The 26,676-nt window shown below is 60.7% G+C and carries 24 protein-coding genes and 1 pseudogene; 15 read left to right on the top strand and 10 right to left on the bottom strand.

The window, feature by feature from the left end; translation table 11 throughout:
- Window positions 1–14: 14 nt before the first annotated feature.
- Window positions 15–1,682, bottom strand: a complete 1,668-nt coding sequence (locus tag INT12_RS08295) for a GMC family oxidoreductase (protein WP_126588460.1) — start codon at window positions 1,680–1,682, stop codon at window positions 15–17.
- Between the two features lie 129 nt (window positions 1,683–1,811).
- On the opposite strand from INT12_RS08295, the gene INT12_RS08290 reads away from it, so the two are divergent.
- Window positions 1,812–2,705 (top strand): LysR family transcriptional regulator, encoded by an 894-nt coding sequence (locus INT12_RS08290; protein WP_017847052.1) that lies wholly within the window; start codon window positions 1,812–1,814, stop codon window positions 2,703–2,705.
- Window positions 2,706–3,401: 696 nt separating this feature from the next.
- Here INT12_RS08290 and INT12_RS08285 read toward each other — a convergent pair.
- From INT12_RS08285 to INT12_RS08275, 3 genes are read right to left on the bottom strand one after another with little or no spacing between them, the layout of a single operon-like run.
- On the bottom strand, window positions 3,402–4,499 hold the full coding sequence (locus INT12_RS08285) for a DNA alkylation repair protein (RefSeq protein WP_126585863.1): 1,098 nt from the start codon (window positions 4,497–4,499) through the stop codon (window positions 3,402–3,404).
- 18 nt (window positions 4,500–4,517) lie between these two features.
- A complete protein-coding gene (locus INT12_RS08280; protein WP_193058816.1) occupies window positions 4,518–5,864 on the bottom strand; it encodes a glutamine synthetase family protein in 1,347 nt (448 codons plus the stop codon).
- Between the two features lie 11 nt (window positions 5,865–5,875).
- Window positions 5,876–6,433 (bottom strand): helix-turn-helix domain-containing protein, encoded by a 558-nt coding sequence (locus tag INT12_RS08275; protein ID WP_017847055.1) that lies wholly within the window; start codon window positions 6,431–6,433, stop codon window positions 5,876–5,878.
- Between the two features lie 208 nt (window positions 6,434–6,641).
- Here INT12_RS08275 and INT12_RS08270 point away from each other — a divergent pair, with 208 nt between their 5' ends.
- Window positions 6,642–7,835, top strand: a complete 1,194-nt coding sequence (locus INT12_RS08270) for an MFS transporter (protein WP_193040360.1) — start codon at window positions 6,642–6,644, stop codon at window positions 7,833–7,835.
- Here the strand turns inward: INT12_RS08270 and INT12_RS08265 are convergent.
- Window positions 7,798–8,070 (bottom strand): DUF1652 domain-containing protein, encoded by a 273-nt coding sequence (locus tag INT12_RS08265; protein WP_193040361.1) that lies wholly within the window; start codon window positions 8,068–8,070, stop codon window positions 7,798–7,800. The genes INT12_RS08270 and INT12_RS08265 overlap by 38 nt on opposite strands.
- Window positions 8,071–8,200: 130 nt before the next feature.
- Window positions 8,201–9,697 carry a helix-turn-helix transcriptional regulator gene (locus INT12_RS08260; protein ID WP_193058815.1) on the bottom strand — a complete coding sequence of 499 codons (1,497 nt, stop codon included), beginning with the start codon at window positions 9,695–9,697 and terminating at the stop codon, window positions 8,201–8,203.
- Window positions 9,698–9,882: 185 nt separating this feature from the next.
- Between INT12_RS08260 and INT12_RS08255 the strand changes: the two genes are divergently transcribed.
- A complete protein-coding gene (locus tag INT12_RS08255) occupies window positions 9,883–10,503 on the top strand; it encodes a transglycosylase SLT domain-containing protein (protein ID WP_057004912.1) in 621 nt (206 codons plus the stop codon).
- A 12-nt stretch (window positions 10,504–10,515) separates the two neighbouring features.
- On the opposite strand, the gene INT12_RS08250 is transcribed toward INT12_RS08255, so the two are convergent.
- Complete coding sequence (locus INT12_RS08250; RefSeq protein ID WP_104903524.1) at window positions 10,516–11,403, bottom strand: nitrilase family protein; 888 nt, start codon at window positions 11,401–11,403, stop codon at window positions 10,516–10,518.
- Between the two features lie 313 nt (window positions 11,404–11,716).
- Between INT12_RS08250 and INT12_RS08245 the strand changes: the two genes are divergently transcribed.
- The 8 genes and pseudogenes from INT12_RS08245 (at window position 11,717) to INT12_RS08215 (ending at window position 22,051) form a co-directional block, all read left to right on the top strand.
- Window positions 11,717–11,968: a hypothetical protein gene (locus tag INT12_RS08245; RefSeq protein WP_104903523.1), complete on the top strand. Its 252-nt coding sequence runs from the start codon at window positions 11,717–11,719 to the stop codon at window positions 11,966–11,968.
- Between the two features lie 285 nt (window positions 11,969–12,253).
- Window positions 12,254–12,598 carry an FKBP-type peptidyl-prolyl cis-trans isomerase gene (locus INT12_RS08240; protein WP_017847066.1) on the top strand — a complete coding sequence of 115 codons (345 nt, stop codon included), beginning with the start codon at window positions 12,254–12,256 and terminating at the stop codon, window positions 12,596–12,598.
- A 3-nt stretch (window positions 12,599–12,601) separates the two neighbouring features.
- A pseudogene (locus tag INT12_RS31210) lies at window positions 12,602–12,856 on the top strand (GNAT family N-acetyltransferase); the annotation flags it as partial.
- A 582-nt stretch (window positions 12,857–13,438) separates the two neighbouring features.
- Window positions 13,439–16,144, top strand: coding sequence for a magnesium-translocating P-type ATPase (gene mgtA, locus INT12_RS08235; protein ID WP_046485891.1), 2,706 nt, complete (start codon window positions 13,439–13,441; stop codon window positions 16,142–16,144).
- A gap of 86 nt (window positions 16,145–16,230) precedes the next feature.
- Window positions 16,231–16,947, top strand: a complete 717-nt coding sequence (locus INT12_RS08230; protein ID WP_017847070.1) for an MgtC/SapB family protein — start codon at window positions 16,231–16,233, stop codon at window positions 16,945–16,947.
- 301 nt (window positions 16,948–17,248) lie between these two features.
- Window positions 17,249–17,875: a response regulator transcription factor gene (locus INT12_RS08225; RefSeq protein ID WP_017847071.1), complete on the top strand. Its 627-nt coding sequence runs from the start codon at window positions 17,249–17,251 to the stop codon at window positions 17,873–17,875.
- Between the two features lies 1 nt (window position 17,876).
- Entirely contained in the window at window positions 17,877–21,494 is a 3,618-nt protein-coding gene (locus INT12_RS08220) for a transporter substrate-binding domain-containing protein (protein ID WP_193058814.1), read from the top strand.
- Between the two features lie 134 nt (window positions 21,495–21,628).
- A complete protein-coding gene (locus INT12_RS08215) occupies window positions 21,629–22,051 on the top strand; it encodes a hypothetical protein (protein WP_017847073.1) in 423 nt (140 codons plus the stop codon).
- Between the two features lie 170 nt (window positions 22,052–22,221).
- Here the strand turns inward: INT12_RS08215 and INT12_RS08210 are convergent, their stop codons facing one another.
- Entirely contained in the window at window positions 22,222–23,298 is a 1,077-nt protein-coding gene (locus INT12_RS08210) for a 3-deoxy-7-phosphoheptulonate synthase (protein ID WP_046384006.1), read from the bottom strand.
- Window positions 23,299–23,636: 338 nt separating this feature from the next.
- Window positions 23,637–23,771, bottom strand: a complete 135-nt coding sequence (locus INT12_RS31635) for a hypothetical protein (RefSeq protein ID WP_256350929.1) — start codon at window positions 23,769–23,771, stop codon at window positions 23,637–23,639.
- 146 nt (window positions 23,772–23,917) lie between these two features.
- On the opposite strand from INT12_RS31635, the gene INT12_RS08205 reads away from it, so the two are divergent.
- Window positions 23,918–24,685: a carbon-nitrogen hydrolase family protein gene (locus INT12_RS08205; RefSeq protein ID WP_193040364.1), complete on the top strand. Its 768-nt coding sequence runs from the start codon at window positions 23,918–23,920 to the stop codon at window positions 24,683–24,685.
- A 1-nt stretch (window position 24,686) separates the two neighbouring features.
- On the top strand, window positions 24,687–25,133 hold the full coding sequence (locus INT12_RS08200) for a GNAT family N-acetyltransferase (protein ID WP_177032211.1): 447 nt from the start codon (window positions 24,687–24,689) through the stop codon (window positions 25,131–25,133).
- Window positions 25,134–25,188: 55 nt separating this feature from the next.
- On the opposite strand, the gene INT12_RS08195 is transcribed toward INT12_RS08200, so the two are convergent.
- On the bottom strand, window positions 25,189–25,428 hold the full coding sequence (locus INT12_RS08195) for a DNA-binding protein (RefSeq protein ID WP_046384003.1): 240 nt from the start codon (window positions 25,426–25,428) through the stop codon (window positions 25,189–25,191).
- Between the two features lie 83 nt (window positions 25,429–25,511).
- Here INT12_RS08195 and INT12_RS08190 point away from each other — a divergent pair, with 83 nt between their 5' ends.
- Window positions 25,512–25,868 (top strand): helix-turn-helix domain-containing protein, encoded by a 357-nt coding sequence (locus INT12_RS08190; RefSeq protein ID WP_046485884.1) that lies wholly within the window; start codon window positions 25,512–25,514, stop codon window positions 25,866–25,868.
- 165 nt (window positions 25,869–26,033) lie between these two features.
- Entirely contained in the window at window positions 26,034–26,675 is a 642-nt protein-coding gene (gene uvrY / locus INT12_RS08185) for a UvrY/SirA/GacA family response regulator transcription factor (RefSeq protein WP_026140040.1), read from the top strand.
- The last annotated feature ends 1 nt before the right edge of the window (window position 26,676 follow it).

Below are 26,676 nucleotides of genomic sequence, written 5' to 3'. Positions count from 1 at the left end.
AAAATCGCCAACGATTACGCGGGAAATCTGGATGAACGCGGCGCCTTTGCGTTTTTCGCGGGCAAGCTCGCTCCTACAGTGTTCGGTGAAAGGATCAGTTGCGCGGCTTTTTCCGCGATCATCAGCGTCGGTGAGCAGGTATTGCCGGATGTGATGCGGGGCATGATCGAGGCATCGGCGATGCGCAGCCCCGGCACGCCATGCACCCGCAACTGCGCGTCGACCACCGCGTCCTGGTCACTGCCCATGCGGCAGGTGCCCACCGGATGGAAGATCGTCGTGCCGATGCGCGCCGCGGCTTCGTGCAGTTGCTCTTCGGTTTGCAGCGCATCGCCGGGCAAGTATTCCACCGGTTTGAACGGGCTCAGGGCCGGCGCGGCGACGATCCGTCGAGTCAGGCGAATCGCGTCGGCGGCCACCCGCAGGTCTTGCGGATGGCTGAGGTAATTGGGCTGGATCAACGGCGCATCCGCCGGGTTGGCCGAGCGAATATCGATACGCCCGCGGCTTTGCGGGCGCAGGTCGCAGACCGACGCGGTAAACGCCGGGAACGCGTGCAACGGCTCGCCGAAGCGCTCCAGGGACAGCGGCTGCACATGGTATTCAAGGTTGGCCGAGGTTTGTTCCGGGCCCGAGCGGGCAAACGCACCGAGCTGGCTGGGCGCCATCGACAGCGGGCCGCTGCGGTCATACAGGTAACGCAGGCCCATGCCCATTTTGCCCCACACGCTGCCCGCGATCTGGTTCAGGGTGCGCGCGTTTTCCAGCTTGTAGATCAGCCGCAGTTGCAGGTGGTCCTGCAGGTTGCCGCCAACCCCCGGCAGTTCATGCAACACATTGATGCCGAGCGGCTTGAGCACGTTGGCGGGGCCAATCCCTGAACGCTGCAAAATGCCGGGCGAACCCACGGCGCCAGCACACAACACGATTTCCTTACGGGCCTTCCAACGGAGCGACTGGCCGTGCTGACGCCCGACCACTGCCGATGCGCGGCCGTTTTCCAGCAACACGCGGTCGACTTCGACTTCGGTCAATACCGTCAGGTTCGGCCGTTGGCGGATCGGCTTGAGGAACGCCTTGGCCGCATTCCAGCGGACGCCGGCCTTCTGGTTGACCTGGAAGTAACCGCAGCCTTCGTTATCGCCCTGGTTGAAGTCGCTGACGTTGGCGATGCCGCTTTGCGCCGCGGCCTCGCGAAAGGCATCCAGGATCGGCCAATGCAATCGCTGTTGCTCGACGCGCCACTCACCGCCGTCGCCGTGAAATGCCGAACCGCCGGCAAAATGGTTCTCGCTGTGCTTGAACAGCGGCAGCACGTCTTCCCACGCCCAGCCCGGGTTGCCTGCCGCCGCCCAGCCGTCGTAGTCCTGAGCCTGGCCGCGCATGTAGATCATGCCGTTGATCGACGAACAACCGCCGAGCACCTTGCCCCGCGGGTAACTCAGGGCGCGGCCTTGCAGGCCGGCCTGGGCTTCGGTCTTGAAGCACCAGTCGGTGCGTGGGTTGCCGATGCAGAACAGGTAGCCGACGGGGATGTGAATCCAGGGGTAATTGTCGCGACCACCGGCTTCAAGCAACAGCACACGGTGGGCGGGGTTGGCGGACAGTCGATTGGCCAGCAGGCAGCCTGCGGGGCCGGCGCCTACGACGATGTAATCGTATTCAGCAGTTGCAGTGGGCATCTGAGGTCTCGCTTGTTTTTCTTATTGGCTCCATCCTAGTTGTTAGTTTTCGTCTTAAAAATGTTAGTTTTTACCCAGTGGCTGTGCGTTTTTAAACAGTGCGGTCCAGGCTCACGGATTGGAGGCGCTATGTTCGACTGGAATGACCTGCGGTTTTTTCTTGAGTTGCAGCGCAGCGGCCGCCTGCTCACCGCCGCGCAACGCCTGAAAACCACCCACGCCACCGTGGCGCGGCATATCGAGGCGATCGAGAAAAGCCTCGGCACCGCGTTGTTCGTGCAGCACGCCCACGGCTATGAGTTGACGCCGTCCGGCGAGGCCCTGCTCAAACACGCCGAAGCCATGGAAAACGTCGCGCTGCTGGCCGAAGACGAACTGACCCACACCGCCGCGCCCCTGGGCAAGATCCGCCTGGGCGTGGCCGAAGGGCTGGGAGTGATGTTCCTCGCCAGCCGCATGGGCGGGCTGTTCGAGCGCTATCCGGGGTTGGAAGTGGAGCTGGTGGCCGTGCCGCGTTTCGTCAGCATCCTCAACCGCGAAGCCGAAATCAGCATCCACCTCGAACGTCCCAGCGTCGATCAACTGGTCACGCGCAAACTCACCGACTACCGCCTGGCGCTCTATGCCAGCCGCGCGTATCTGGCGCGCACCCCGCCGATTGAAAAACGCGAAGACCTCGCCGCCCATGCCTGGATCGATTACGTCGACGATCTGCTGTTCAGCCAGGAACTGAAACTGCTCAGCAGCTTCTGCCGCAACCCCAAAGTGGTGTTCCACAGCACCAGCGTGATCGCCCAGCACCAGGCGGCGCGTTCCGGGCTGGGGATTGCGGTGTTGCCGTGCTTCATGGCGGCCGGTGATCCGGACCTGGTGGCGTTGTTGCCGGGGGAGGGGATTCAGCGCAGCTATTGGATCAGCTCGCGCCGGGAACTGCACAAGTCAGTGCGGCTGCGGGTGTTGTGGGATTACGTGGTGGAGTTGTGCGCGCGGGAGCAGGCACTGTTGCTCGGCGGGTCCACCTGAAGAACCTGGATCAAAAATGTGGGAGGGGGCTTGCTCCCGATAGCAGTGTGTCAGCCCAAACATGCATGACTGAAGCACCGCTATCGGGGGCAAGCCCCCTCCCACACTTTTGACCGGATTCAGCTTCCAAGATCAGGTTGGCTATAAGGCCAAGCAAGAGCAGAGCAAAAGCAGATCAGGGTCTATCTGATCTATGGAGATCCAAATGTGGGAGGGGGCTTGCCCCCGATAGCAGTGTGTCAGCCAAAACATGCATGACTGAAGCAGCGCTATCGGGGGCAAGCCCCCTCCCACACGTTTGACCGGATTCAGCTTCCAAGATCAGGTCGGCTATAAGGCCAAGCAAGAGCAAGAGCAGATCAGGGTCTATCTGATCTATGGAGATCCAAATGTGGGAGGGGGCTTGCCCCCGATAGCAGTGTGTCAGCCAAAACATGCATGACTGAAGCAGCGCTATCGGGAGCAAGCCCCCTCCCACACGTTTGACCGGATTCAGCTTCCAAGATCAGGTCGGCTATAAGGCCAAGCAAGAGCAGAGCAAAAGCAGATCAGGGTCTATCTGATCTATGGAGATCCAAATGTGGGAGAGGGCTTGCCCCCGATAGCAGTGTGTCAGCCAAAACATGCATGACTGAAGCCCCGCTATCGGGGGCAAGCCCCCTCCCACATTAGACCTGTGGTGTTGCTTGAACTGAGTCAATCGCGCAAGACGAATTCCGCGCTGCCCAGCCGTTCTCCATTCACCAGCACATGCACCGCGTGCTTGCCCGGGTAGTGCTTGCGCGTGGTCAGTTCACGGATATGTTGTTCGCGGCTGATGTGCTGCTGCTCGCCTGCGCCAAGGGTAAAGGCCTTGAGCTTGAACACTTTGGCCGCACGGTGGCCGGCGCTTTTTACGTAGTCGATGGCGTAGTCCACCACCAGTTTTTGTGGTGCGGCGGCGGTGGATTCGAGGCTGAAGGTCAGGTTGATCCGCTCCCCCAGTGTGATCACCGCCGGCGTGACGCGCAGGTGATGAATCTTGACCTCGGCCTTGGCTCCCGCGCCGATGATCGTCAGCGCGCGGGTGTTGCCCTGCTTGATCAGGCTGCGCAGTGCATGGCGGGCGATCCAGGCGGTGTGCGGGTTATCCAGCGACCAGCCTTCGATCAGGCTGAGGACCCAATCGGGGTGGTCCTTGGTGATGTCGTTGAGGTGGTTGGCCACGGACTTGCGCACGTAGAGGCTGCTGTCGGCCTTGAGGTTGTCGAGGATCGACGCGCACAGCCCGGGGTTGGCCTGCACGTCGGCCAGGCGGAATGACCACGGCAGGCGCGGTCGCGAGCCTTCGCTGGCGAGGCGGCGCACGTGTTCGTTGTCATCCAGCGACCACTGTTGCATCACCGCCAGGGTGCGTTGGAAGTCGTGCAGCAAGAAGTGCCGGATCGCGAATTCGGCGGAGCCAAAGGTGGTGAAATATTTGAGCGCGGCCATGGAGCGCTCGAAGTCATCCCGGCCATGACTCGCCACGTAGTGCGGCAGGAACAGGCTGACAAACCCGCTGTTCAAGCGCGGCGCGAGGGCATAGAGCCGCGTGAGAGTCTGTGGGTAATCCAGCGGGATCACCGCATGCAGGCTGTCGCTGACCCGTGCCACGCGCTGCATCACCGACAACTCGGCCAGCCCGGCCTTGGCGTGCTGGAGAAAGCCCTTGGCGTCGAACGCCGGGTACACCGCCGTCATCTCGGTGGCGATGTGTTGCAGGCGTTCGGCGTTGAAGATTTCCTTGAGGGCCGGGGCGCTTTGGTCGGTCATCGGTGATTCCATGGGGGGTTAGAGAAACCAGCGGTATTCCCGCGTGTTGATCTCCTGCTGAAACGCCAAGTGGTCCTGGCGTTTGTTCTCGCAGTACACGTCGACAAATTCCGCGCCCAGCTTATCGCGCAATACCGCTTGATGTTGCATGGCGCGCACGGCCTCGAGCATTTCCAGGGGGAAGTCGGTGCCGCTGTTGCGGTCGTCGTTCAGTGGGGCGATGGGTTCGCGCTTGGCGTCAAGCCCATGCTCCAACCCAACCAGAATCGCCGCCAACACCAGGTACGGGTTGGCATCGGCGCTGGCCAGGCGGTGTTCGATACGCAGGTTGCGCGGGTCGGACTCGGGGATGCGTACGCACGCATCGCGGTCTTCGAAGCCCCAGCTGGCACGGGTGGCGGCGTTGACCGTACCGCCCAGGCGGCGGAAGGCGTTGTGGTTCGGCGAGAAGATCGGCATGCAGTGCGGCAGCAACTCCAGGCAGCCGGCCACGGCGTGGCGCAGGGGTTGCTGTTGATGGGCCGCGAGTATGTTGTTGCCGGCGCCGTCGTACAGGCTGACATGCACATGCATGCCGCTGCCGGGGAATTGCAGGTAGGGCTTGGCCATGAAGCTGGCGCGGTAGCCGTGCTTGAGCGCCACGCCACGGGTGCTGCGGCAGAACAGGGCGGCCCAGTCGGCAGCGCGCAGGCCATCGTCCAAGTGGCCGAAGTTGATCTCGAACTGGCCAGGGCCGAGTTCCGCGGTGATCACCGTGATGTCGATGCCTTGGTCCTTGGCGGTTTGCGCCATATCGTCGAGCACCTCGCTGAAGCGCGACAGTCGCTCGATATGCAGGTTGGGCTGGTCGTCGGCGTCGTCACTCAGCGGGTCGCGGGCGAATTGCGGCAGGCCGTTGTCGAGCTGCTTGTCGAACAGGTACAACTCCAGTTCAAAGGCCACCACCGGGTGAATGCCTTTGTGGTGCAGGCGTTCCAGGACCTTGGCCAATACTTCCCGCGGCTCGAATTCGATCGGCGCTTGCGTACCGTCTGAGGTGATCAGCATCTGGCCCAGCGGCTGCGACTCCCAGCTCACCGGCTTGAGCGTGCCCGGCACCAGGCGGCGGTTGGCGTCGGGGTCGCCGTCGTTGAAGCAGTAATCACCGATCTTGAACAAACCGCCCTGAACCCCCAGCAGCACGGCGTTCTGCGGCAGCTTCAAGGGGCCGCCGGCGGCGACTTTTTCCAGCATCTCCACCGGGTAGCGCTTGCCGTAGAAATGCCCGGGGATGTCCAGGGCGATCAGGTCGACATAACGCACGTCGGGGTGGTTCTGGCGAAAGCTCCGTACTTCGGCCAGCAGCGTGGAGGAATGGCTTTTCACGGGTGTAGCTCCTAGTTGTAAACCCACAGCACGCGGGCGGGCAGTTCGGTCAGGTTGGCGTAGCGGCAGCGGGCGAAACTGGCCAGGTGGAAGCTGTCGCCTTGGTGCAGGGTGACCGAGTCGGCTTCCCCTTCCACCCACAGCGTCAACTCACCCTCCAGCACAAACCCGGCCTGCTCGGCGCGGTCGCTCATGGTCTGCTCACCGCTATTGGCTCCGGGGGCCAGCAGGCTGTCGAGCATCGAAAACGCACCGTTCATGTTGGGGGAGACCAGGATGTCGGTGATGCCATTGGCGTAATACACCGTGCGCCGCTCGTTGGGGCGCGTCACCCAGTTGATGGCCTTGGGTTTGCTCAGGCTGTAGAAATAGGTGGTGGGCACGTCAAGGGCGTGGCTGATCGCGGTCAGGTCCGCCACGGTCGGGCGTGACAGGCCTCGTTCGACCTGAGACAGGAAACCCACCGAACGCTCGATCTTTTGCGCCAATTGCGCGAGGGTGAGTTTCTTGTACTTGCGCAGATCGTGGATCAGGATTGCCAGGGCTTCGAGTTCTTCTTGTTGGTTCATGAAATTTATTTCGTTAAATTTCATGAAAAATTACAGGATAAATTTCACGAGAGCAATAGGTTTGTGCTGCTCAAAACCACTAACGGCACCATCCTCGAGATCACTCCGGTCAAGCAATAATCCGCTGGCAACGCCTGCTTTTTTTCGGGTTCCTGAGGTAAGGTGACCGGCTGCAATGGCCGCGTTACCTTCATGGAATGAGAGCAGGATGCTTGCCACCCTAAGACACTACCCCCGCACAGTGAAGCTGTTGCTGTCCGCCACGTTGATGCTGACGCTGGCCAAGGCGATCACCTTTCCGTACCTGGTTATCTACCTCACCCGGCACTTTGCCCTGGACATCACTCAGGTCGGCCTGGTGATCGGCAGTTCGCTGATCGTCGGTTCGTTGCTCAGCGTGTATGGCGGGTTTCTCGTCGATCGCATCAGCAGCTATCGGTTACTGCTGGGCTTGAGTGCGCTGTTTGTCGTGGGCTTTATCGGTACGGTGCTCGCGCAGACTATCTGGGCGTTCTATGGCTGCCTGATCCTGATCAACCTGGCTTACGCGGTCATCGATATTGCGATCAAAGCCGGCTTTGCCAGCCTGTTGCCGGAAGATGCGCGCAGTGAGGTGTTTTCCATCAAGTACACCCTGACCAATATCGGCTATGCGGTGGGGCCGTTCTTTGGTGCGATGGTGGCTAGGCTGGATATCAGCTTGCCGTTTATGCTGTCGGCGCTGTTGGGGGCGGGGTTTTTCCTGCTGTACTGGCGCTGGGGCGATCGTGCGCTGGCCACTGTCGATGCCACGCAAAAGCCGGTGTCGTTCCTGGCTGTCGGCCGCGTGCTGTTAAAGGATCGGCGCCTGGTGTGCTTCACCGTTGGCGGCGTGCTCAGTGCGGTGGTGTTCGGCCAGTTCACGGCTTACCTGTCGCAATACCTGGTGACCACCACCACTGCTGAATACACCTACAAGGTCATCAGCGCGGTGCTTACGACGAACGCCGTGTTGGTGATTGCCCTGCAATACGTGATCGGCCGGCGCATCTCGCACCGTTACCTGAGCCAGTGGCTGATCTTCGGCTTGAGCATGTTCATGCTGGGGTTGATCGGCTTTGCGCTGTCCACCAGCGTGCTGTGGTGGGTGCTGGCGATGGCGGTGTTTACCGTGGGGGAAATCGTCGTGTTCCCGGCCGAGTACATGTTTATCGACCGTATTGCCCCGGACCACCTGCGCGGCATGTATTACGGCGCGCAAAACCTGTCCAACCTCGGCGCCGCGCTGGGGCCGGTGCTGTGCGGGTTGGTGTTGGCCAGCCTGCCGGCGCATTACATGTTCTACATGCTGGGGGCGTTTATCGTCGGTGGCGGGGTGTTCTATTTCATGGGTGCGAGGCTGAAGGAAAGTCATCCAGAGTGAGTTTGCCCAGGTGGTTGCTGTGCAGCTCGTAGCGTAATTCTTCGACCATCTTGTCCACTTCTTGCGGGGTCTGCAGCCGATTGGTGCTGATCCCGGTGACCACCAGGTCGACCCGGCCGGTTTCGGCGTCGAAGACTTTGAGGGTCAGCGACGCGTCCCGGCACAGGGTGAATTCGCACGTCAGCGGCGACAGGCCTTCTTCGATGCAATTTCGCAATTGAGACAGGGTAAACATGCTAATTCCTTCCGGGTGTGGAATACGACGACACAGGATCGAAAGCCTGTGCCCACCCCAGGAAGGTTAAGCATTACACCTAGGCGCAATAAGGCGAATTCGCACTAGCCGCACTAGTGCATTTGCACTTTCAGCGCTTGTTTTTCAGACGCAGTTCACCGGCGAACAGCCCGCGCTCACGGGCCCAGACGATCGCTGCACTACGGCTATGCACCCCCAGTTTGGAATACACCGTGGCCACATGGTTACGCACCGTGTTGGGCGCCAGCTTCAGGCGCGAGGCGATCTCTTTGTCGGCCAGGCCTTCGCAAATCAAACCCAGCACATCGCGCTCGCGGGTGGTGAGGTCAGTGAAGGCAATGCCCGGCACATTGGGTCGGTTGGCGCCTTTGGCGTTGGCCAGCTTTTCGATCAGGGTCTGGCTGAACCAGGAGGCGTCCTGCATCACTTCTTCGATGGCCGCCACCAGCTCCAGCTCCGAGCGTTTGCGTTCGGTGATGTTCATCAGCACCAGCAGGTAGCAGGGCACGTCCTGGATGCTCACGGTATCGGCGGACACCACGCAGTCGATCACCTCATCGCCTTTCTTGCGCACCTTCAGATCCAGCCCGTCGAGGTTGCCGGCTTTTTCCAGAGTGGCGAACAACTGCGCGCAGGCTTGGGCGCTGTCGATGAAGTCGATGTCTTCGATTGCTTTGCCGATCAGTTCCTCACTGGTGTAGCCGGTAATGCTCATGAAGGCTTCGTTGATATCCACCACCTGACGGTTGTCGGCGTTGCACACCAGGGTTGGCACCGGCGTCAGGCGGAACGACTTGGCGAAGCGCTCCTCACTCTGGCGCAGGGCGATTTCTGCCTTGCGCCGCGGTTCCAGGTCGGTGAAGGAAAACAACATGCAGTCTTCCTCGTTCATGTCCAACGGCTGGCCGGCCACGATCACCAACTTGCTGCCGCCCTCGGGCAATCTCAATTCGGCCTGCATCTGCGGGATGGTCGCGCCTTCGGCCAGGCGCTGGATGGCCAGGTCCTTGCGCTCGGCGTGTTCCAGCACGTCCAGTTCATACACCGAGCGGCCGATCACTTGGTCGCGGTTATAGCCAGTCATCTCCAGAAAGCCCTGGTTGACCTTGATATAGCGCAGGTCGCTGAGGCGGCAGATCACGGCGGGCGCGGGGTTGGCGGTGAAGGTTTTTTCGAAGCGCTGCTCGGCGCTCGCCCATTCGGTGGCGTCGCTGAGGATCAACACCAAAAGCTCCGGTTCGCCGCGTGAATCGGTCAGCACCAGGCTGCGCAGGCGATGGACCCAACTGCGCTCGTCGTCGCCGGTGGGGCTGACTTCCACGATCACGTCGCTGAACGCTTCGCCGGCCGCCACCCGGCTGAGCGGGTAAGTGTCCGGCAACAGCGGGTGGTTATTGCGATAGCGCAAGGCGAACCGCTCGGCATAGGCCTGATTGTTGGCGCCCAGGTGTTCGACCGCGCTGACCCCGTGCATGGTCAGTGCGGCCTCGTTGGCCCAGAGGATGGTCTGGTCGAGCTCGGCCAAAATCACCCCGTCGGACAACCCGGAGATGATCTGCTGCAATTGGCGGCGGTTGGTTTCTTTGGCGAGGACGTCCTGGCTCATGGTTTCTCCTGGGAATGGGCGCATGCGAGTTACGACACCCAGGCTGCGCGATAGTGCAGCGCAACTGCCCCGTGCGATCTGGCGCACGCTGCTGTTGCGCACGGCGCTGAGCGTTTCCTTTCTTCACCTGCCGCGTTGAATGGGTAAAATGCCGGCTTTTTACGCGTATCCCGCAAAGGTGCATCTTGAACGCAGGCAAATTCGTCGGCTTGTTATTACTCACTTCGCTGCTGGCGGCCTGCGGCACCTCGCCACCCCGCACGCCCAACGACCTCTGCGGCATCTTTCGCGAAAAGGCCGACTGGTACGACGCCGCCCAAGTCACCCAAAAGCGCTGGGGCGTGCCGATCCAGTTGCCGTTCGCCATCATGTACCAGGAATCGGCCTTCCGGCAGGACGCCAAGGCTCCGCGTAACTACCTGTTGTGGATCATCCCCTGGGGCCGCGTCTCCACCGCCGCCGGCTATGCCCAGGCCAAGGATGAAGTGTGGAACGACTACCGCAAAAGCACCGGCCGCAGCGGCGCCAGCCGTCAGGACTTCGACGACGCCATCGACTTCGTCGGTTGGTACATGGACAAGACCTACACCATCAACGGCGTTTACAAGTACGACGCCTACGGCCAATACCTGAACTACCACGAAGGCTGGGGCGGCTATCGCCAGCGCACCTACGCCAGCAAAGCCTGGCTACCCCCCGTGGCCAGCAAAGTGCAGGCTCGCTCGCAGCTGTATGCGCAGCAATATGCGGGTTGCAAGAATGATTTGGGGCGTGGGTTCTGGAGCCGGTTTTGGCATTGGTTGTGAGGCCGCTCGTGTTCAACGCGGCAATGCTCGATGCTGCATATAGCCCAGCATCTGATCGTACAGGTCAACCCGCCGATCCCTTTGCAGATCATTGAGGCTGTTCCAGATGGGCGCACTGCGCGCGCTGCTCAGGTCGATATCGGCGAACAGGATTTCCTGGCGATTGGCCGACGCCACCTTGCCGATAGGCCACCCATTGGTCCCGGCAATCAGCGAACACCCCAGGTAACGGGCATCGCGCTCTTCGCCGATTCGACTGGCGGCGGCAATAAACACGTTATTGACGTGTGCTGCCGTCATCGTCAGGTAGGACGCCATGCACCGCCCGGCGTCGTCGAACAGCGGGGGCGGCGTCCAGACCCAGTTGTTCAGGCTGCAAATGATATCGGCACCCTGCTGGCTGAGAATGCGCGGGACTTCGGGAAACCAGATGTCCCAACAGATCAGCATGCCGATCCGCCCGATCGGTGTCTCGAAGACTGGAAATCCCGTGTTTCCCGGGGTGAACCACAGCTTCTCCAGGTTCCATAGATGGGCCTTGCGGTACTTGCCGATAAAACCGTCCGGGCCGAGCAGCACCGCTGTATTGAATAATTGCGCTCCGTCGATTTCGTTCAGGCCCGCCACCAGATAGACCTGGTACCGGCCGGCAAAGTCGATCCATGCCCGCAGACTCGGACCGTCTGGCACCGCTTCGGCGTGATCGAACGCATCTTTGCGGCTGGAAAAAAAGTAACCGCAGTTGGAAAGCTCCGGCAGCACGATCAGATTGGCGCCGCCGTTCGCTGCTGCGGCTGCCAGCTCCAGGCTACGTCGCAGGTTTGCGGTACGGTGGTCCACACCGACCTGGGGATCGAATTGCACAACAGAAACACGTACAGGGCTTGTGGCTTGGTTCATTGTGGGTGATCTCTTTGGATGGTTACCGCCGAAGTGGCTGGCGCTCCATAAGAGGTGATCTGACGGGCGGGAGAAAATCGGGCGCTTCCGGTTGAGGTGTCAGTGGGCTCTTGATAGTTCGCTGCCCATATTCGTGGAGAGAGGTCAGGTCTTTTGGTCCCAGCGAAATTGGATCGACATGCACTAGCGTTGGTTGTGAGAACGACACCCGGCAACTGGTACAGACCTGTGAACTCTGACAGTAGGCAGGATGCAGTGAGCTTCTTAAGCTGCTGCGTCTGCCCTCACGCATTGTTGAAGAAGGAAACTGACAATGAAAAAGTCTGAATTTAACGCTTACCTTGATAAAGAGATTAATACTGCCCAGGGCCGTATCTCATCCAAGGACAGCAAGTCCGATAAGGTCGATTCGGGCCGGGTGGAGTTTTTGACAGCGTTGAAGGATGTTGTCGATGGGAAGCCCCAGCCTAAAAATGTGGGCGTTGTCGGCGCCGTCAATGACGTGTTGCAGACACTAGGTCTGCTCTCTCGCGACAAAACCTTACTATCCGGTCTTGAGCTTTGAGGCGGTGATTGCTTTTGTTGTGGTGAGGCAATCGTCCCTCATCACAACGCGTGCCGCCGGTTCAGCTCGGCAGCATGCACTCCAGCGACCAATTCACCGCCCCCCCTCCGATTATGTTCACCGAGTGCGATCTCGAAATAGCGCCTGTGCGCGAGGTGCCGCCCAGCCGGCGGAAACGCCCCGCAGGTTAAAGAGAAATGTCATTGAACCGACGCTTCCTCCACTTGCCAAACCCACCCAATTCTGGGAAAACCCCAGCCTTTGCGCAGTCAACGAGAGCCCCCCATGAGCGACGAACAACTCCAGATCACCGACATCCGCCCCGGCACCGGCAAGGCCGTGGTCAAGGGCGCGTTGATCACCACTCAATACACCGGCACCCTGGAAGATGGCACGGTGTTCGATTCGTCGTGGGAACGGGGCAAGCCGTTTCAGTGTGTGATTGGAACGGGCCGGGTGATCAAGGGCTGGGACCAGGGGTTGATGGGCATGCAAGTCGGCGGTGTACGCACATTGTTCGTACCGGCGCACCTGGCGTATGGCGAACGTTCGATGGGCGCGCATATCAAGCCGAACAGCCCTTTGCGCTTTGAAATTGAATTGCTGGAAGTACTGACGCGCGATGATTGAGGGCGGCGGTTACACGCCGACCTCGAAGCATGGGCCGTCACGCAGGGGGCCGAGTGGCTGCGCCTGACGGTGGTGGTCGGTAATCGCAAGGCCGAGCGTTTCTGGCCGAAACTGGGGTATGTGCCGGTGCGTATTCGCGAGGGGGTCAGGATGGGGCGACAGCTGAATACGGTGTCGATTCAGGTCAAGGCGCTGGTGGGTGGGCAGGTGGATGATTACCTGATACGGGTGCCGCGAGATCGACCTGTTGCACCTTAGCTGCGGATAGACACATTCAACCTGTGGGAGGGGCGGTGCGACGACTCGACTTGCTCCCGATGGCGGTGGGGCAGTTAGCTTATCTCTAGTTGCACCATCGCCATCGGGAGCAAGCTCCCTCCCACATTTAATCCTTGGAGGGCTTCAAGATAGGGGTTCCTGAACCCATCCTGAAGAATCCTCTTATTCATCATGCAGGTACTTTCCTACGGTTTACTCTCCTGTAATCGGGGCGTAAGCTTCGCGCGTTTTCATCAATAGCGGAGACCCTCAGTGGGTACTTGTTCAAGTGACAGTCGTCGGCCGGTTTCGGTAACCGGCACAGACTTGGCAAGGTAACGCGCATTCTTCCGATGCCGTTGTCTCGCCAAACAGCGAGAAGCGGCATCCCGGCAGCGACCAGTCCTGGCGCCTGCCTCGATCCACTCTCATCGACGCTGACCAGCACCTGATTCACCTCAGGTTGCTACGGACGCGCCTGCCTTTTTGCGGCGGGCGGGCCAGGCTGGCTGTGCCTTTTTGATCGGGCGCGGCGCAGTTGGTCGTACCTGCACGATGGTTTCCTCGCGCAGGAGTAACACCATGAACTTCACTCTGTTGAAAGAGTTCTTTGCCGGCTTCCTGCGGACCCGGCATATCGCTCGGCATTTCCGTCGCCTGGCACTGCTCGACAGCGTCACCGACGCCAGCGTCAGCCGCGAAGTCCCGCCGAGCCTGGCGCAAACCCTGGTGGCTGCGGCCAACAGCGGCGCGGAACAATTGCTGGGCACCCTGGGCAGTCACGCCGAAGGCTTGGACGCCCAGGAAGCCGACGCGTTGCGGGAGCAATACGGCCTCAATGAAGTCGAACACGAACAGCCGCTGCCCTGGTGGGTCCACCTGTGGCATTGCTACAAGAACCCCTTCAACCTGCTACTGACCTTGCTGGCGGTGATCTCCTGGCTGACCGAAGACATGAAGGCCGCCACGGTGATTTTTTCCATGGTGGTGCTGTCGACCCTGCTGCGTTTCTGGCAGGAGGCCAAGTCGAACAAGGCTGCCGACGCACTCAAGGACATGGTGAGCAATACCGCGACGGTGTTGCGCCGCGAGGCGGCCAAACCCATCGAGCTGCCGATCAAGCAACTGGTGCCGGGCGACCTGATCGTGCTGTCGGCCGGCGATATGATCCCCGCCGACTGCCGCGTGCTCAATGCCAAGGACCTGTTCGTCAGCCAGGCGGCGATGACCGGCGAATCGATGCCGGTGGAGAAGTTCGCCCAGCAGAAGGATGCCAAGACGCGCAACCCGCTGGACCTGGAAAACATCCTGTTCATGGGCACCAACGTGGTGTCCGGCGCGGCGACGGCGGTGATTCTGACCACTGGCAACAGCACCTATTTCGGCGCGTTGGCCCAGCGCGTCACCGCCACGGATCGCGCGACCACCTCGTTCCAGCAGGGCGTCAACAAAGTCAGTTGGCTGCTGATCCGCTTCATGTTCGTGATGGCGCCGCTGGTGTTGTTCATCAACGGTTTCACCAAGGGCGACTGGACCGAAGCGCTGCTGTTCGCGCTGTCGATTGCCGTGGGCCTGACCCCGGAAATGCTGCCGATGATCGTCACCTCGACGTTGGCCAAGGGCGCGGTGTTTCTGTCGCGCAAGAAGGTCATCGTCAAGCGCCTGGACGCGATCCAGAACTTCGGCGCCATGGACGTACTGTGTACGGACAAAACCGGCACGCTGACCCAGGACAAGATTTTCCTGGCGCGCCATGTGGACGTGTGGGGCGAAGAGTCCGACGACGTGCTGGAAATGGCCTACCTCAACAGTTACTACCAGACCGGTCTGAAAAACCTGCTGGACGTGGCGGTGCTGGAACACGTGGAAGTGCATCGCGAGCTGAAAGTCGCCACCGCGTTCCAGAAGGTCGATGAGATCCCGTTCGACTTCAACCGGCGCCGGATGTCGGTGGTGGTGGCCGAGCAAGGCCAGCCGCACCTGTTGATCTGCAAAGGCGCGGTGGAAGAGATTCTGTCGGTGTGCAACCGGGTGCGCCACGGCGACTCCAACGAAGCGCTGACCGATGAGTTGCTGGCGCGCATCCGCCAAGTGACCGCGGCATTCAACGAAGAAGGCTTGCGGGTGGTCGCGGTCGCCGCGCAGCCGATGTCAGCGGGGCGCGATACCTACAACCTGGCGGATGAAAAAAACCTGACGTTGATCGGTTATGTGGCCTTCCTCGATCCGCCCAAGGAAAGCACCGCGCCTGCCCTCAAGGCCCTTAAAGCCCACGGCGTGGCCGTCAAAGTGCTGACGGGCGATAACGAACTGGTCACCGCCAAGATCTGCCGCGAAGTGGGCCTGGAGCAGCAAGGCCTGCTGATGGGCAATGACATCGAGGACATGACCGACGCCGAACTGGCCAAGGCCGTGGAAACCACCAACGTATTCGCCAGGCTGACGCCGTCGCACAAGGAACGCATCGTGCGCCTGCTCAAGGCCAACGGCCATGTGGTGGGCTTCATGGGCGATGGGATCAACGACGCACCGGCGCTGCGCACGGCCGATATCGGTATTTCGGTGGACAGCGCGGTGGACATCGCCAAGGAAGCGGCTGACATCATCCTGCTGGAAAAGAGCCTGATGATCCTGGAGGAGGGCGTGCTCGAAGGCCGGCGCACCTTCGCCAACATGCTCAAGTACATCAAGATGACCGCCAGCTCCAACTTCGGCAACGTGTTTTCGGTGCTGGTCGCCAGTGCGTTCATTCCGTTCCTGCCGATGCTGCCCATGCATTTGCTGGTGCAGAACCTGCTGTACGACATTTCGCAGATCGCGATTCCATTCGATAACGTCGATGAAGAAATGCTCGCCAAGCCGCAACGCTGGCAACCGGGGGATGTGGGCCGTTTCATGCTGTTTTTCGGGCCGATCAGTTCGATCTTTGACATCACCACGTTCGCACTCATGTGGTATGTGTTCGATGCCAACACCCCGGACCACCAGACCCTGTTCCAGTCGGGTTGGTTCGTGGTGGGGTTGCTGACCCAGACGCTGATCGTACATATGATCCGCACCCCGAAAATCCCGTTTCTGCAAAGCCGTGCGGCAATGCCGCTGATGGTGATGACGGGGGTGATCATGGCCGTAGGGATTTTCCTGCCGATGGGGCCGTTGGCGCACTACTTCAAACTGCAGGCGTTGCCGTCGCTGTACTTTGTGTTCCTGCCCGTGATTCTGTTGGGGTACATGGCGTTGACCCAGGCGGTAAAGGGCTACTACATCCGTAAGTTTGGCTGGCAATAACAGTTGTATCGAACGCCCCTGGACCCGGTGGGAGCCAGGCTTGCCCGCGATGGCAGTGGGGCTGCCGCCGCATTCATGGAGTTTTTATGCAGGCAATCAACAACATCAACCTCGATTCCCTGATCGATACCGTGGTCAGCCTGACCGCCGCGTTTATCCTCGGCGGCTTGATCGGCTTCGAGCGCCAGTACCGCCAGCGCACGGCGGGCTTGCGCACCAACGTGCTGGTCGCAGTGGGCGCGGCGATTTTCGTCGACATGGCCAACCGCCTGGGCGGTGCAGACGGTGCTGTGCGGGTGGTCGCCTATGTGGTGTCGGGCATCGGCTTTCTGGGGGCCGGCGTGATCATGCGCGAAGAAGGCAACGTGCGCGGGCTCAACACCGCCGCCACCCTCTGGGCCTCGGCCGCGGTGGGCGCCTGTGCCGGTGCCGACCTGATCCTCGAAGCGCTGCTGGGCACGCTGTTCGTACTGGCGGCCAATACGCTGCTGCGGCCGATCGTCAATAACATCAACCGCCAGCCGCTGGATGTGGTGTCGGCGGAGGTGACCAACATCCTCTATGTGATTGCACGGCGTAGCCAGCAACAGGCGGTCATGGTGTTGCTGGAAGCCGAGCTGGCACGTTGCAACTACCCCGCCAGCGATGTCGATGTGCGCCCGTTTGGCAGCGAAGAAGTGGAGATCGAGGCGACCCTGGCGGCCACTTCCGTGGACGGTGATGAACTGGACGCCCTGGTGACGCGCATTTCCATGTCGAGCCTGGTGGTGCAGGCTTTCTGGAGCCCAAGTACCACCGACTGATCCATCCTGGTCAAGCCTAGGTAAACCCAGGATTGGCTATGCTTTTGTAAGGAAAAGTCCTACACGCAGTCAGGATTATCCCTTCGTAAGAAACATCACCCCATTGCTAAGGTTGATCGCTGCGGCTGGCCGGCAGCAATGATATGGCTTCATATGTTCGTGGTGATTTTCAAGGGAAGGGACCAGGCACCCGTCTGTTGGCGCTCTGAGGGACCGTACCGTTCGTCGGGACTGTCAATTCTCACAGGTGGCTGCGTCCCGTGTGATGTGTCAGCGTACTTTGTCCTCTCAGGGGTGTTTTATGAGCAAAGCGTTAGTAGTGGATGACCACCCGTTTATTCGTGCCACTGTCAAATTTCTGTTGAAACAGGAAGGTTTTACTGAAATTGATGAAGCGGGTAATGGCGCGGATGCCGTGCAGAAGGCCAGAGAAGGGCGTCCGGACCTGGTGATTCTCGACCTGGCGATGCCCAAGTTGGGTGGCCTGGAGGTCATCAGTCGGATCAAGGCCTTGGGCCTGCCGTGCAAGATCCTGGTGCTCACGTCCTACTTGGCGGTGTTTTTTTCGACCCGGTGCATGCGGGCCGGTGCCATGGGGTTTGTCGCCAAGACCGGCGAGTTGGACGAGCTGCAAAAAGCAATCAAGGCTGTGATGTGCAACTACAGCTGCTTTCCCAGCCTGCCCACCAGTTCGGTGCGCCGCGATGATTTGCAGACCTCCGAGCACGAGTTGGTGGAAGCTCTTTCGGACCGCGAGTTGACGGTGCTGCAGAAGCTGGCCCTGGGCCTGGGCAACAAGGAAATCGCCGAGGACATGCTGCTGAGCCACAAGACCATCAGCACGTACAAAACCCGCCTGAAGGAGAAGTTGCGCATGTCCTCCGTCGTGCATTTATCCAAGTTCGCCCAGCGCAATCATCTGATCTGAAATGACTGCCACTGTGTTTAAGCGGCTCGCCGCGATCTTGTTGATGGGCCTGTTGCCCATGATCGCAGTGGCCGTCGATCAGCCACATGCACTGTTCCTGTTGGGGCACTCTCAGCTCGAAAACCCCAGCCTGACGCTGGATGAAACCGACTGGCGCTGGCTACGTGAGCGGCGCACGTTGGTGATGGGGGTGTCGGCGCCGGATTACGCGCCATTCGACCTGAGCAACAACAACGACGAGCTTGAGGGCATTACCGCCGATTATGCGGCGCTGGTGGCGCAGGCGTTGAATATCATCATCGAGGTGCGACGCTACGATACCCGCGATGAAGTGATTGAAGCGCTCAAGCAGGGCGCGGTGGATTTCGTTGGCTCGGCCAACGGCTATGAAGCCGCAGACCCTGAGTTGGAGCTATCACGCTCTTACGCCAACGATCAACCCACCCTGGTCACCCGCATCGGAGACACCCAGGCCCTGAGCGCGGACTTGGCCGGCAAACGCGTGGCCATGCTGTATCACTACATGCAGCCCGATGCCGTGCAGCAGTTCTACCCCCACGCGCAGTTGCAACTGTTTGCCTCGACCTTCGAAGCCATCGGTGCGGTGGCGTTCGGCCGGGCCGATGCGTACCTGGGCGATGCCATCAGCACCCGGTACCTGATCAACAAGAACCACCTCAATAACGTGCGCGTGGCGGATTTTTCCGGCCTGGAGGTCAACCCTTTCGGGTTTGCGTTCACCAAGGACAATATTCGCCTGCGCAATATCATCAACGCCGCGTTGGCCATCGTGCCGGTCAACCAGCAGATGGATATTCTGCGCCGCTGGAGTGCTGGCGGCAGCGGTTTCATGGAAGCCGAACGGCTGCGCCTGAGTGACAGCGAGCAGCGCTGGCTGGAGAAACACCCGCGGGTGAAAGTGGCGGTGCGCGACAAGTTCGTGCCATTGTCGTTTTTCAATGAGCAAGGGCAATTCGAAGGGCTTAGCGCGGAGGTGCTGGCGCGGATCAGCTTGCGCACGGGCCTGAAGTTCGATGTGGTGAAGGGCAGTTCGTTGCCTCGACAAATCGATGAAGTCAATGCTGGCCAGGCGGACATGCTGGCGGTGATTACCCCCAGCGTCGAGCGGGCCGAGAAGTTGCGCTTCACCCGGCCTTACCTGTCCAACCCGTATGTGCTGGTGGTGCGCGCCGAAGACGAGCGGCTGGTTACCCTGGAAGACTTGCCCGGAAAGCGCCTGGCGTTCATTCGCAGCAACAGCCTGGGTGAGCAAATCACGCGGGATTACCCCGGTATTGAGTTTATCGACAGCGCAAACCCCGAAGCCGCCATGGAGTTGGTGGCCAATGGCGGGGCCGATGCGACCGTGATTTCGCTCATCAGTGCGCGCTACATGATTGCGCGTCATTACCGCGACCGCTTGCGTATGACCAGCACCGTCGGCACGGAGCCGGCGCGGATCACGTTTGGCGTCAACCGCAGCCAACTGGAGCTGTATTCGATCCTCGACAAGGCATTGTTGAGCATCACACCTGAGGAGCTGGATGAGCTGACCAATCACTGGCGCAGCGAGATCATCATTGAAGACAGCTACTGGCTGCGCCATCGCAACGCAATCATCCAGGGTTTCAGTCTCGCCGCGGTGCTGTTGTTGATCACCCTGTGCTGGGCCTTTTACCTGCGCAGCCTGATTCGCAAGCGCGCCCAGGCCGAGCGGGCGTTGAGCGATCAGATGCGCTTTATGAGCGTGTTGATCGACGGCACGCCTCACCCGATTTACGTGCGCGATCGCCAGGGGCGGTTGATGGCCTGCAACAATGCCTACCTCGACGTGTTCGGTTTCAAGCTCGAAGACGTGATCGGCAAGACCGTGGTGGAAACCGACACCGGTAACCCGCCGCAAGCCCAGTCGTACCATGACGACTACCTGAAGTTGATGGCGCGGGGCGAGCCGCAGATTCATGACCGGATCCTCAGGGTGCCGGGCGGTGAAGTCCTCACGATTTACCATTGGATGCTGCCGTACCGCGACGGCGACGAGAAGGTCGTGGGCATGATTGCCGGCTGGGTGGATGTGAGTGAGCGCCACCGCTTGCTGGGCCAGTTGCAGGAAGCCAAGGACGACGCCGACGCCGCCAACCGCGCCAAGACGACGTTCCTGGCCACCATGAGCCACGAGATCCGGACGCCGATGAACGCGGTGATCGGCATGATCGAGCTGGCGCTCAAAAGCGCCGAGCAAGGTCGAGCGGATCGCGATGCGCTGGAAGTGGCGTCGGTGGCCTCGCGCGGCATGCTGGAATTGATCGGCGACATCCTGGACATCGCCCGGATCGAATCCGGCCACCTGTCCCTGGCCCAGGAGCCCGCCAACCTGCGTGAGCTGCTGGCCTCGGTGGTGCGGGTTTTCGAAGGCCTCGCGCGGGCCAAAGGGCTGGCGCTGCGCGTGACGCTCGATCCGGCGCTCGATCGCCCGGTGCTGATCGACCCGCTGCGCTTCAAGCAGGTGGTTTCGAACCTGCTCAGCAATGCCATCAAGTTCACCAGCAAAGGCCAGGTGCAACTGGGTGCCCAGGGCGATGTCGCCGAGGATCAACTGCGGCTCAGGTTGTGGGTGCAAGACACCGGTATGGGCATCAGTGCTCAGGACCAGCAGCGGCTGTTCAACCCGTTCAGCCAGGGCAGCAACGCTGAACAATCGGCGCGCAGCGGTTCCGGCCTGGGGCTGGTGATCAGTCGCAGTCTGTGCGAAATGATGGGCGGTCAGTTGCACCTGAGCAGCGTGCTGGGGCAGGGCACCCGGGTGGACGTGAGTGTGGCGCTGAGCCTGGCGGCCGCGCTGCCGGTGCCGGCTTCGGCGCCTGCTCCGCACAGCCCACCGACACGCGCGTTGAGTATCCTGGTGGTGGATGACTACCCGGCCAACCGTTTGCTGCTGGCCCGGCAGTTGAGCTTCCTGGGGCATCGCATTACCACGGCCGAGGACGGTGTACAGGGGCTCGCGCTGTGGCAGGCCGGGCACTTCGATGGCGTGATCACCGATTGCAATATGCCTCTGAAGGACGGTTACACATTGGCGCGGGATATTCGTACTCAAGAGCACGAACGAGGCCTGGTGCCGTGCCTGCTGCTGGGGTTTACCGCCAATGCCCAACCCGAAGAAGCCGAGCGCTGTCGCCAGGCGGGCATGGACGGGTGCCTGTTCAAGCCCACCGGGCTCGAAGACTTGCGATCGGCCCTGGCGCCGCGCATGGCGAGCCTATGCGAGCCGCAAGCCGAACCGGCGTTCGATCTGGGAGCGCTGATCATGCTGACGGGGGACGATCATGCAGCGCTCAACGAATTGTTGATGCCGCTGCTCGACAGTCTGGAAGCCGCTCAACGGCTATTGCCGTCATTGCGACGTCAGGCCGACTTTGCCCAGTTGCATGACCTGGCACACCGCGCCAAAGGCGGCGCGCGGATGGTCAAGGCGCACGCGCTGATCGCTTGTTGCGAAACCTTGGAGGCCGTGTGCGAACGGCAGGACCTCCAGGCGTTGGGGGCAGCGGTTGAGGGCGTCGAGCAGGCGATCGATGATTTGCATCACAGCTTGAGCGTTTATTGCAATCAACCTTGACGCGGTTGGGTGGTTATTCGGTGGATTTGGGACAACTCCTACATGAAGGGGGAACATGCCTGATTTTGTCTGCGGGATATGTCTGGAAAATGGGCTGCTCTCACTCAACGAGCACAGCCTGCCAGGGGTTTGCCATGCCGAACAAAGCACTGACCATCCTGATTGCCGATGAACAGCACCTGCAACGGTTGTATATCGAAAAAATGCTCAACCGGTTGGGGTATCACCGGATTGTGCCGGTGCAAACCTTTGAAGAGGTCCAGATCCTCACGGCGATCCCGGCCGAACCCTTTGATGTGCTGATCGTCAATGCAGGCTTGGCGGCCCACGCCGGTGGGCCGCAGGCCCAGGTGCGCCACGTGCTGGTCTACGATCACTTGGACCTGGGCGTACCCGTCGGCTTGACACCGCAGGTACTGGTCCGCTTGCCCGGCGTACCGGATAACATCAACCTTGAGCACTTCATGGACATCATCGACCCACCCGAGGCCGCCGCGGGCTTGCGCGTATTGCCCTGGCTGCGGGAATTATCGCGCACGCCGGTGGCCGGGGTTTAGTTCCGCGTCGGCGCGATGCCATTGGGGCTGTCAGGCGCTGGCTCCGTCGCGGCCAGCAATCTGCAGCTTGTCGGCAGCGCTCAAGGTCAGTTGCAGGGCCTTGAGGTTGCTCTCCAGGTTGGCGGCCGTCCGGCTTGCCCGCGCTTTGCAGGCAAGCCGGTGTCCATTGCTCAGCCGATGGCGTGTTCGCGCAAGCGTTGAGCTGCGCTGCGCAACAGCTGCTCGGTGCTGTCCCAACCCAGGCAACCGTCGGTCACCGACACGCCGTATTTCATCGCCGGGCCCAATGGTTGGCAGCCTTCGAACACGTGGCTTTCGAGCATCATGCCGATCAGCGAAGTGTCGCCCTGCAGGCGTTGCTCCAGCACTTCATTGAACACTGCCGGCTGACGCAGCGGGTCTTTGCCACTGTTGGCATGGCTGCAATCGACCATGATCCGCGCGGTCACCTTGGACTTGGCCAGGTCCTGTTTCACCTGGGCCACGCTCTGCGCATCGTAGTTCGGCCCACGGTGACCGCCGCGCAACACCAGGTGGGTGTCGGGGTTGCCCGGGGTCTGGATGATCGCCGGGTGGCCCTGGCTGTCGACGCCGAAGTGCCGGTGCGGGTGGGACGCCGAGCGCATCGCATCGCAGGCAATGGCGACGCCGCCGTCGGTGCCGTTCTTGAAGCCGACGGGCATGCCCAGGCCGCTGGCCATTTCGCGGTGGATCTGCGACTCGGTGGTGCGTGCGCCGATGGCGACCCAACTGAGCAGGTCGTCGAAGTAGCCGGCGGCCATCGGTTGCAGCAACTCGGTGGCGACCGGCAGGCCCAGGCGCAGCATCTCACGCATCAGTTCGCGGGACAGGCTGAGGCCGGCGGCCATGTCATCGCTGCCATCCAGGTGCGGGTCGTAGGCCAGGCCTTTCCAGCCAATGGTGGTGCGCGGTTTTTCGACGTAGGCGCGGATTACCAGCAGCATCTGGTCGCTGACGTCCAACGCCAGTTTCTTCAGGTTGCGTGCGTATTCCATGGCCGATTCCGGGTCGTGGATCGAACACGGACCGACGATCACCAGCAAACGTGAATCTTCGCCATTGAGAATGGCGCGCACGGCTTGGCGATGGGCGTGGATTTGCTCATTGAGGAATGGGCTGAGAGGTAGCTGGTGCTTGAGTTCAAGGGAGCTGGGCAAGCGCAGGGTCAGCGCTTCATTGGCGCTGGTCAGGGTAGAGACGGGCAGAGCGGCGACGGAGGAGTTCATCTTCAAGGCTTCCTGGGCAAGCGGCGGGCGATTCCCGCACGCTCTGCCCTACTGGGGTGTTCGACAATTGGCCGTAGTGGCTACGTGTGTTGGCTTGCCACCGATAGGTGACCGATCGGAGGCGGCAGGCTGTCCCGAGCGGAGCTTGCTAAATCGCCATGCAGTGCTGGTGTCGTAGCGGTAATAGGTGGCGTAGTTCATGTCGTGATTCCTTTAAATGGTCTTGATCAAACAAAGTGTTCAGGGCTGAAAAAACAAAACCCCCGATCGGGGAGCCGACCGGGGGTTAGATTTCTCTGGTAGGCGACCCCTTGAGCAGTGGGCGCCGATTTCAGGTATCAGGCGCGCCAGTGGCTAAACCAATACCCAAAATAAAAGCTGACCAGTGCGCTCAAACCGTTCACACGGGTAGCCGATACCGAGCGCGAGGCGCTGGCAGCAGGGCAAACCTGGGTGTGGGTGAGTTGCAACATGGTGGCTCTCCAAATGATGGTGGCAGCTTACTAGAGGCGCACGGGTGGATTCAATCGGTAATTTCTATTGCGTGGAGGTACTTACGACTATGGGGTGAGTGTCGATATGCTGGTGGCCACTCAATAATGCTTGCCGGGACGCGACCATGACTGCCTTGACCCTTGCCGCTGCTCAATCCGTTTCCATCGCCGGCGACGTACCGGCCAATATCCAACGGCACCTGGCGTTCATGCGCGCCGCGGCTGAGCAGGGCGTGCAAGTGCTGGTGTTTCCGGAGCTGTCGTTGAGCGGGTATGAGCCGTCCTTGGCGGCTGAGCTGGCAATCGCCCCCGAGGACGCGCTGTTGACGCCGCTGCGCGAGATGGCGCGGGAGCTGCGCTTGACGGCGGTGGTGGGCATGCCGATCCGCTTGGCGCCAGGGGCGGGCGTGTCGATCGCCGCGTTGGTGCTGGGAGCAGACGGTTCGCTTGCGGTTTACACCAAGCAGCATCTGCATCCCGGCGAAGAGGTGGCGTTTGTCGCGGGGCAGGGCGGTGACGTGCTTGAGTGGCGGGATGATCGGATCGCGCTGGCGGTCTGCGCCGACTTTTCCCACGCCAGCCATGCACGTCAGGCTGCGCAAGCGGGTGCCACTGTATACGCCGCCGGCGTGCTGATCAGTGAAGGCGGCTACGCAACGGACAGTGCGTTGCTCCAGAGCTACGCCGCCGAGCATGGCCTGGTGGTATTGATGGCCAATCACGGTGGCCCCTCGGGGGGCTGGGCGTGCGCGGGGCGCAGTGCTATCTGGGGCGCCGATGGGCAGGTGCTTGCCGCCGCGCCGGGGGTGGGCGACGCGCTGGTCATTGCCCGTCGCGATGGCGGGCGCTGGACCGGTCAAGCGGTAGCACTGCGGGCTGAAGGGGCGCGATGACATGACGTTTCACCTGCGCGCGGCGACTGACCAGGACCGCTCATTTGCCCGGACGTTGACCTACGAAGCCATGCGCGGCTACTACGCGCAATACCGTTTGCTGTGGTCCAACGATGGTTTCGACGTGGCCTGGGCGGGGCGCGAGAATTGGCTGATCTGCAGCGACGATACCGTGGTGGGCTTTATCAGCCTGAGTCGCGACAGCCAGGCGCTGTACATTCGCGAGTTGCATATTCTCGAACCGTTCCGTGGCCGTGGAGCAGGCAGCTGGGTACTGGAGCAAATGGCGCTTAAGGCGTGCGGTCAAGGTCGCGGTCTTTTACGGTTGACCGTGTTTAAAACCAATCCGGCAAAAAGGCTTTATCAGCGCAAGGGTTTGCAAGTTGCGGGTGAGGAAGCGTGCTTCTGGTGCATGGAACGCGATTGTCGGTCCATGTCCGCAGACTAATAAGTGACTCATTTGCGCAAAACAGGCACAACGGCTTAATAAGCGCATACTGAACCTAGGGCAATATTTCTTGTTCCTGCCTCAGAGGCTCATTCTCGGCAAGGATGATGCCTTCTTTCATGCCCAGAAGGACCGCTACCTTATGGGCCTCTCCCCGCCGTCCTTTCTTGCGCCCAGCGAGCACCTGATACGTGGTTGCCGGGTCGACACCGTGTTCCCGGGCGAACGCTTGAACCGACTTACCTTGGTGTTCAAGCCAAGCCTTGGCTTGTGCAGCAGTACGAATTCCGGGCATAGTTCAAAACCGTTCAAGTTTGTGTAACCAAGGGATCAGCGTATCACCTCTTGGGGTGTGCCAATTTAGGATCATACATCCAAATGAGTGGAATCGGTTTGCGTCTAAGGCAGGAAAGAGAGCGGCTTGGGTTGTCGCAAAAAGTGTTTGGTGAAATTGGAGGCGTTGAAGCGAACGCACAAGGCAAATACGAAAACGGCGGGCGGGCGCCGAAGGCCGATTATTTATCGCGTGTGGCCGAAAGAGGCGTGGATCTTCTGTACGTATTAACAGGCGCTCCCACGCCGGCGCAAATGGATAACTTGAGTCAGATCGAAGAAAAAGTGCTGGGCAACTACCGGGCCATGTTCAAAGAGGACCAGGATGCAATCAGGCGGTTGACCTCTACCCTGGCCGAGCATTCGCTGACGATGAAAGTGAACGGCAAATTAAAGCTGTAGCCCAGGATTCCTGACCTTTCCCCCAGGAAACAGCGCTGCTCGTCGTTCGACGGGCACGCTCTTCGCGCTCAAGCGCTATATATATGACACTTGCAACTAGGTCTGCGCCTTGGTTTTTTGCTAAGGTGTTCAGCAACCTATAAGACCATATCGCGAGGTGTCTGCTTGATTAGGGTGCTAGTAGTCGATGACCATGATCTCGTTCGTACAGGCATTACACGAATGCTGGCTGACATCGATGGCCTGCAAGTAGTCGGCCAGGCTGAATCGGGTGAAGAGTCCCTGATCAAGGCCCGGGAGTTGAAACCCGATGTGGTGTTGATGGACGTCAAGATGCCTGGGATCGGCGGTCTTGGCGCCACTACCAAATTGTTGCGCAGCCACCCGGACATCAAAGTCGTGGTGGTCACCGTGTGCGAAGAAGACCCGTTTCCTACACGTCTGCTGCAGGCGGGGGCGGCGGGATACCTGACCAAGGGCGCAGGCCTGGCGGAGATGGTACAAGCCATTCGCCTGGTATTTGCCGGCCAGCGCTACATCAGCCCGCAGATCGCGCAGCAGTTGGCGATCAAGTCCTTCCAGCCCACCAGCGATTCGCCGTTTGACGTGCTGTCGGAGCGTGAAATCCAGATCGCCTTGATGATTGTCGGCTGCCAGAAGGTGCAGGCCATCTCCGACAAGCTGTGCCTGTCCCCCAAGACCGTCAACACCTACCGCTATCGCATTTTCGAGAAGCTCGCCATCAGCAGTGATGTTGAATTGACCCTGCTCGCGGTGCGCCACGGCATGGTGGACGCCAGCGCCTGAC

The sequence above is a fragment of the Pseudomonas sp. K8 genome (assembly GCF_014889455.1).
GTDB classification, from domain to species: domain Bacteria; phylum Pseudomonadota; class Gammaproteobacteria; order Pseudomonadales; family Pseudomonadaceae; genus Aquipseudomonas; species Aquipseudomonas veronii.
The sequence above is the reverse complement of the archived record's forward strand: the minus strand, read 5'-3'. Positions and strand labels throughout refer to the sequence as shown.

Bases quoted from the DNA above. Each gene is read 5' to 3' on its own strand.
- INT12_RS08295 (WP_126588460.1), bottom strand. From the start codon at position 1,682: ATGCCCACTGCAACTGCTGAATACGATTACATCGTCGTAGGCGCCGGC.
- INT12_RS08290 (WP_017847052.1), top strand. From the start codon at position 1,812: ATGTTCGACTGGAATGACCTGCGGTTTTTTCTTGAGTTGCAGCGCAGC.
- INT12_RS08285 (WP_126585863.1), bottom strand. From the start codon at position 4,499: ATGACCGACCAAAGCGCCCCGGCCCTCAAGGAAATCTTCAACGCCGAA.
- INT12_RS08275 (WP_017847055.1), bottom strand. From the start codon at position 6,433: ATGAACCAACAAGAAGAACTCGAAGCCCTGGCAATCCTGATCCACGAT.
- INT12_RS08270 (WP_193040360.1), top strand. From the start codon at position 6,642: ATGCTTGCCACCCTAAGACACTACCCCCGCACAGTGAAGCTGTTGCTG.
- INT12_RS08265 (WP_193040361.1), bottom strand. From the start codon at position 8,070: ATGTTTACCCTGTCTCAATTGCGAAATTGCATCGAAGAAGGCCTGTCG.
- INT12_RS08260 (WP_193058815.1), bottom strand. From the start codon at position 9,697: ATGAGCCAGGACGTCCTCGCCAAAGAAACCAACCGCCGCCAATTGCAG.
- INT12_RS08250 (WP_104903524.1), bottom strand. From the start codon at position 11,403: ATGAACCAAGCCACAAGCCCTGTACGTGTTTCTGTTGTGCAATTCGAT.
- INT12_RS08245 (WP_104903523.1), top strand. From the start codon at position 11,717: ATGAAAAAGTCTGAATTTAACGCTTACCTTGATAAAGAGATTAATACT.
- INT12_RS08240 (WP_017847066.1), top strand. From the start codon at position 12,254: ATGAGCGACGAACAACTCCAGATCACCGACATCCGCCCCGGCACCGGC.
- mgtA (WP_046485891.1), top strand. From the start codon at position 13,439: ATGAACTTCACTCTGTTGAAAGAGTTCTTTGCCGGCTTCCTGCGGACC.
- INT12_RS08230 (WP_017847070.1), top strand. From the start codon at position 16,231: ATGCAGGCAATCAACAACATCAACCTCGATTCCCTGATCGATACCGTG.
- INT12_RS08225 (WP_017847071.1), top strand. From the start codon at position 17,249: ATGAGCAAAGCGTTAGTAGTGGATGACCACCCGTTTATTCGTGCCACT.
- INT12_RS08220 (WP_193058814.1), top strand. From the start codon at position 17,877: ATGACTGCCACTGTGTTTAAGCGGCTCGCCGCGATCTTGTTGATGGGC.
- INT12_RS08215 (WP_017847073.1), top strand. From the start codon at position 21,629: ATGCCGAACAAAGCACTGACCATCCTGATTGCCGATGAACAGCACCTG.
- INT12_RS08210 (WP_046384006.1), bottom strand. From the start codon at position 23,298: ATGAACTCCTCCGTCGCCGCTCTGCCCGTCTCTACCCTGACCAGCGCC.
- INT12_RS31635 (WP_256350929.1), bottom strand. From the start codon at position 23,771: ATGTTGCAACTCACCCACACCCAGGTTTGCCCTGCTGCCAGCGCCTCG.
- INT12_RS08205 (WP_193040364.1), top strand. From the start codon at position 23,918: ATGACTGCCTTGACCCTTGCCGCTGCTCAATCCGTTTCCATCGCCGGC.
- INT12_RS08200 (WP_177032211.1), top strand. From the start codon at position 24,687: ATGACGTTTCACCTGCGCGCGGCGACTGACCAGGACCGCTCATTTGCC.
- INT12_RS08195 (WP_046384003.1), bottom strand. From the start codon at position 25,428: ATGCCCGGAATTCGTACTGCTGCACAAGCCAAGGCTTGGCTTGAACAC.
- INT12_RS08190 (WP_046485884.1), top strand. From the start codon at position 25,512: ATGAGTGGAATCGGTTTGCGTCTAAGGCAGGAAAGAGAGCGGCTTGGG.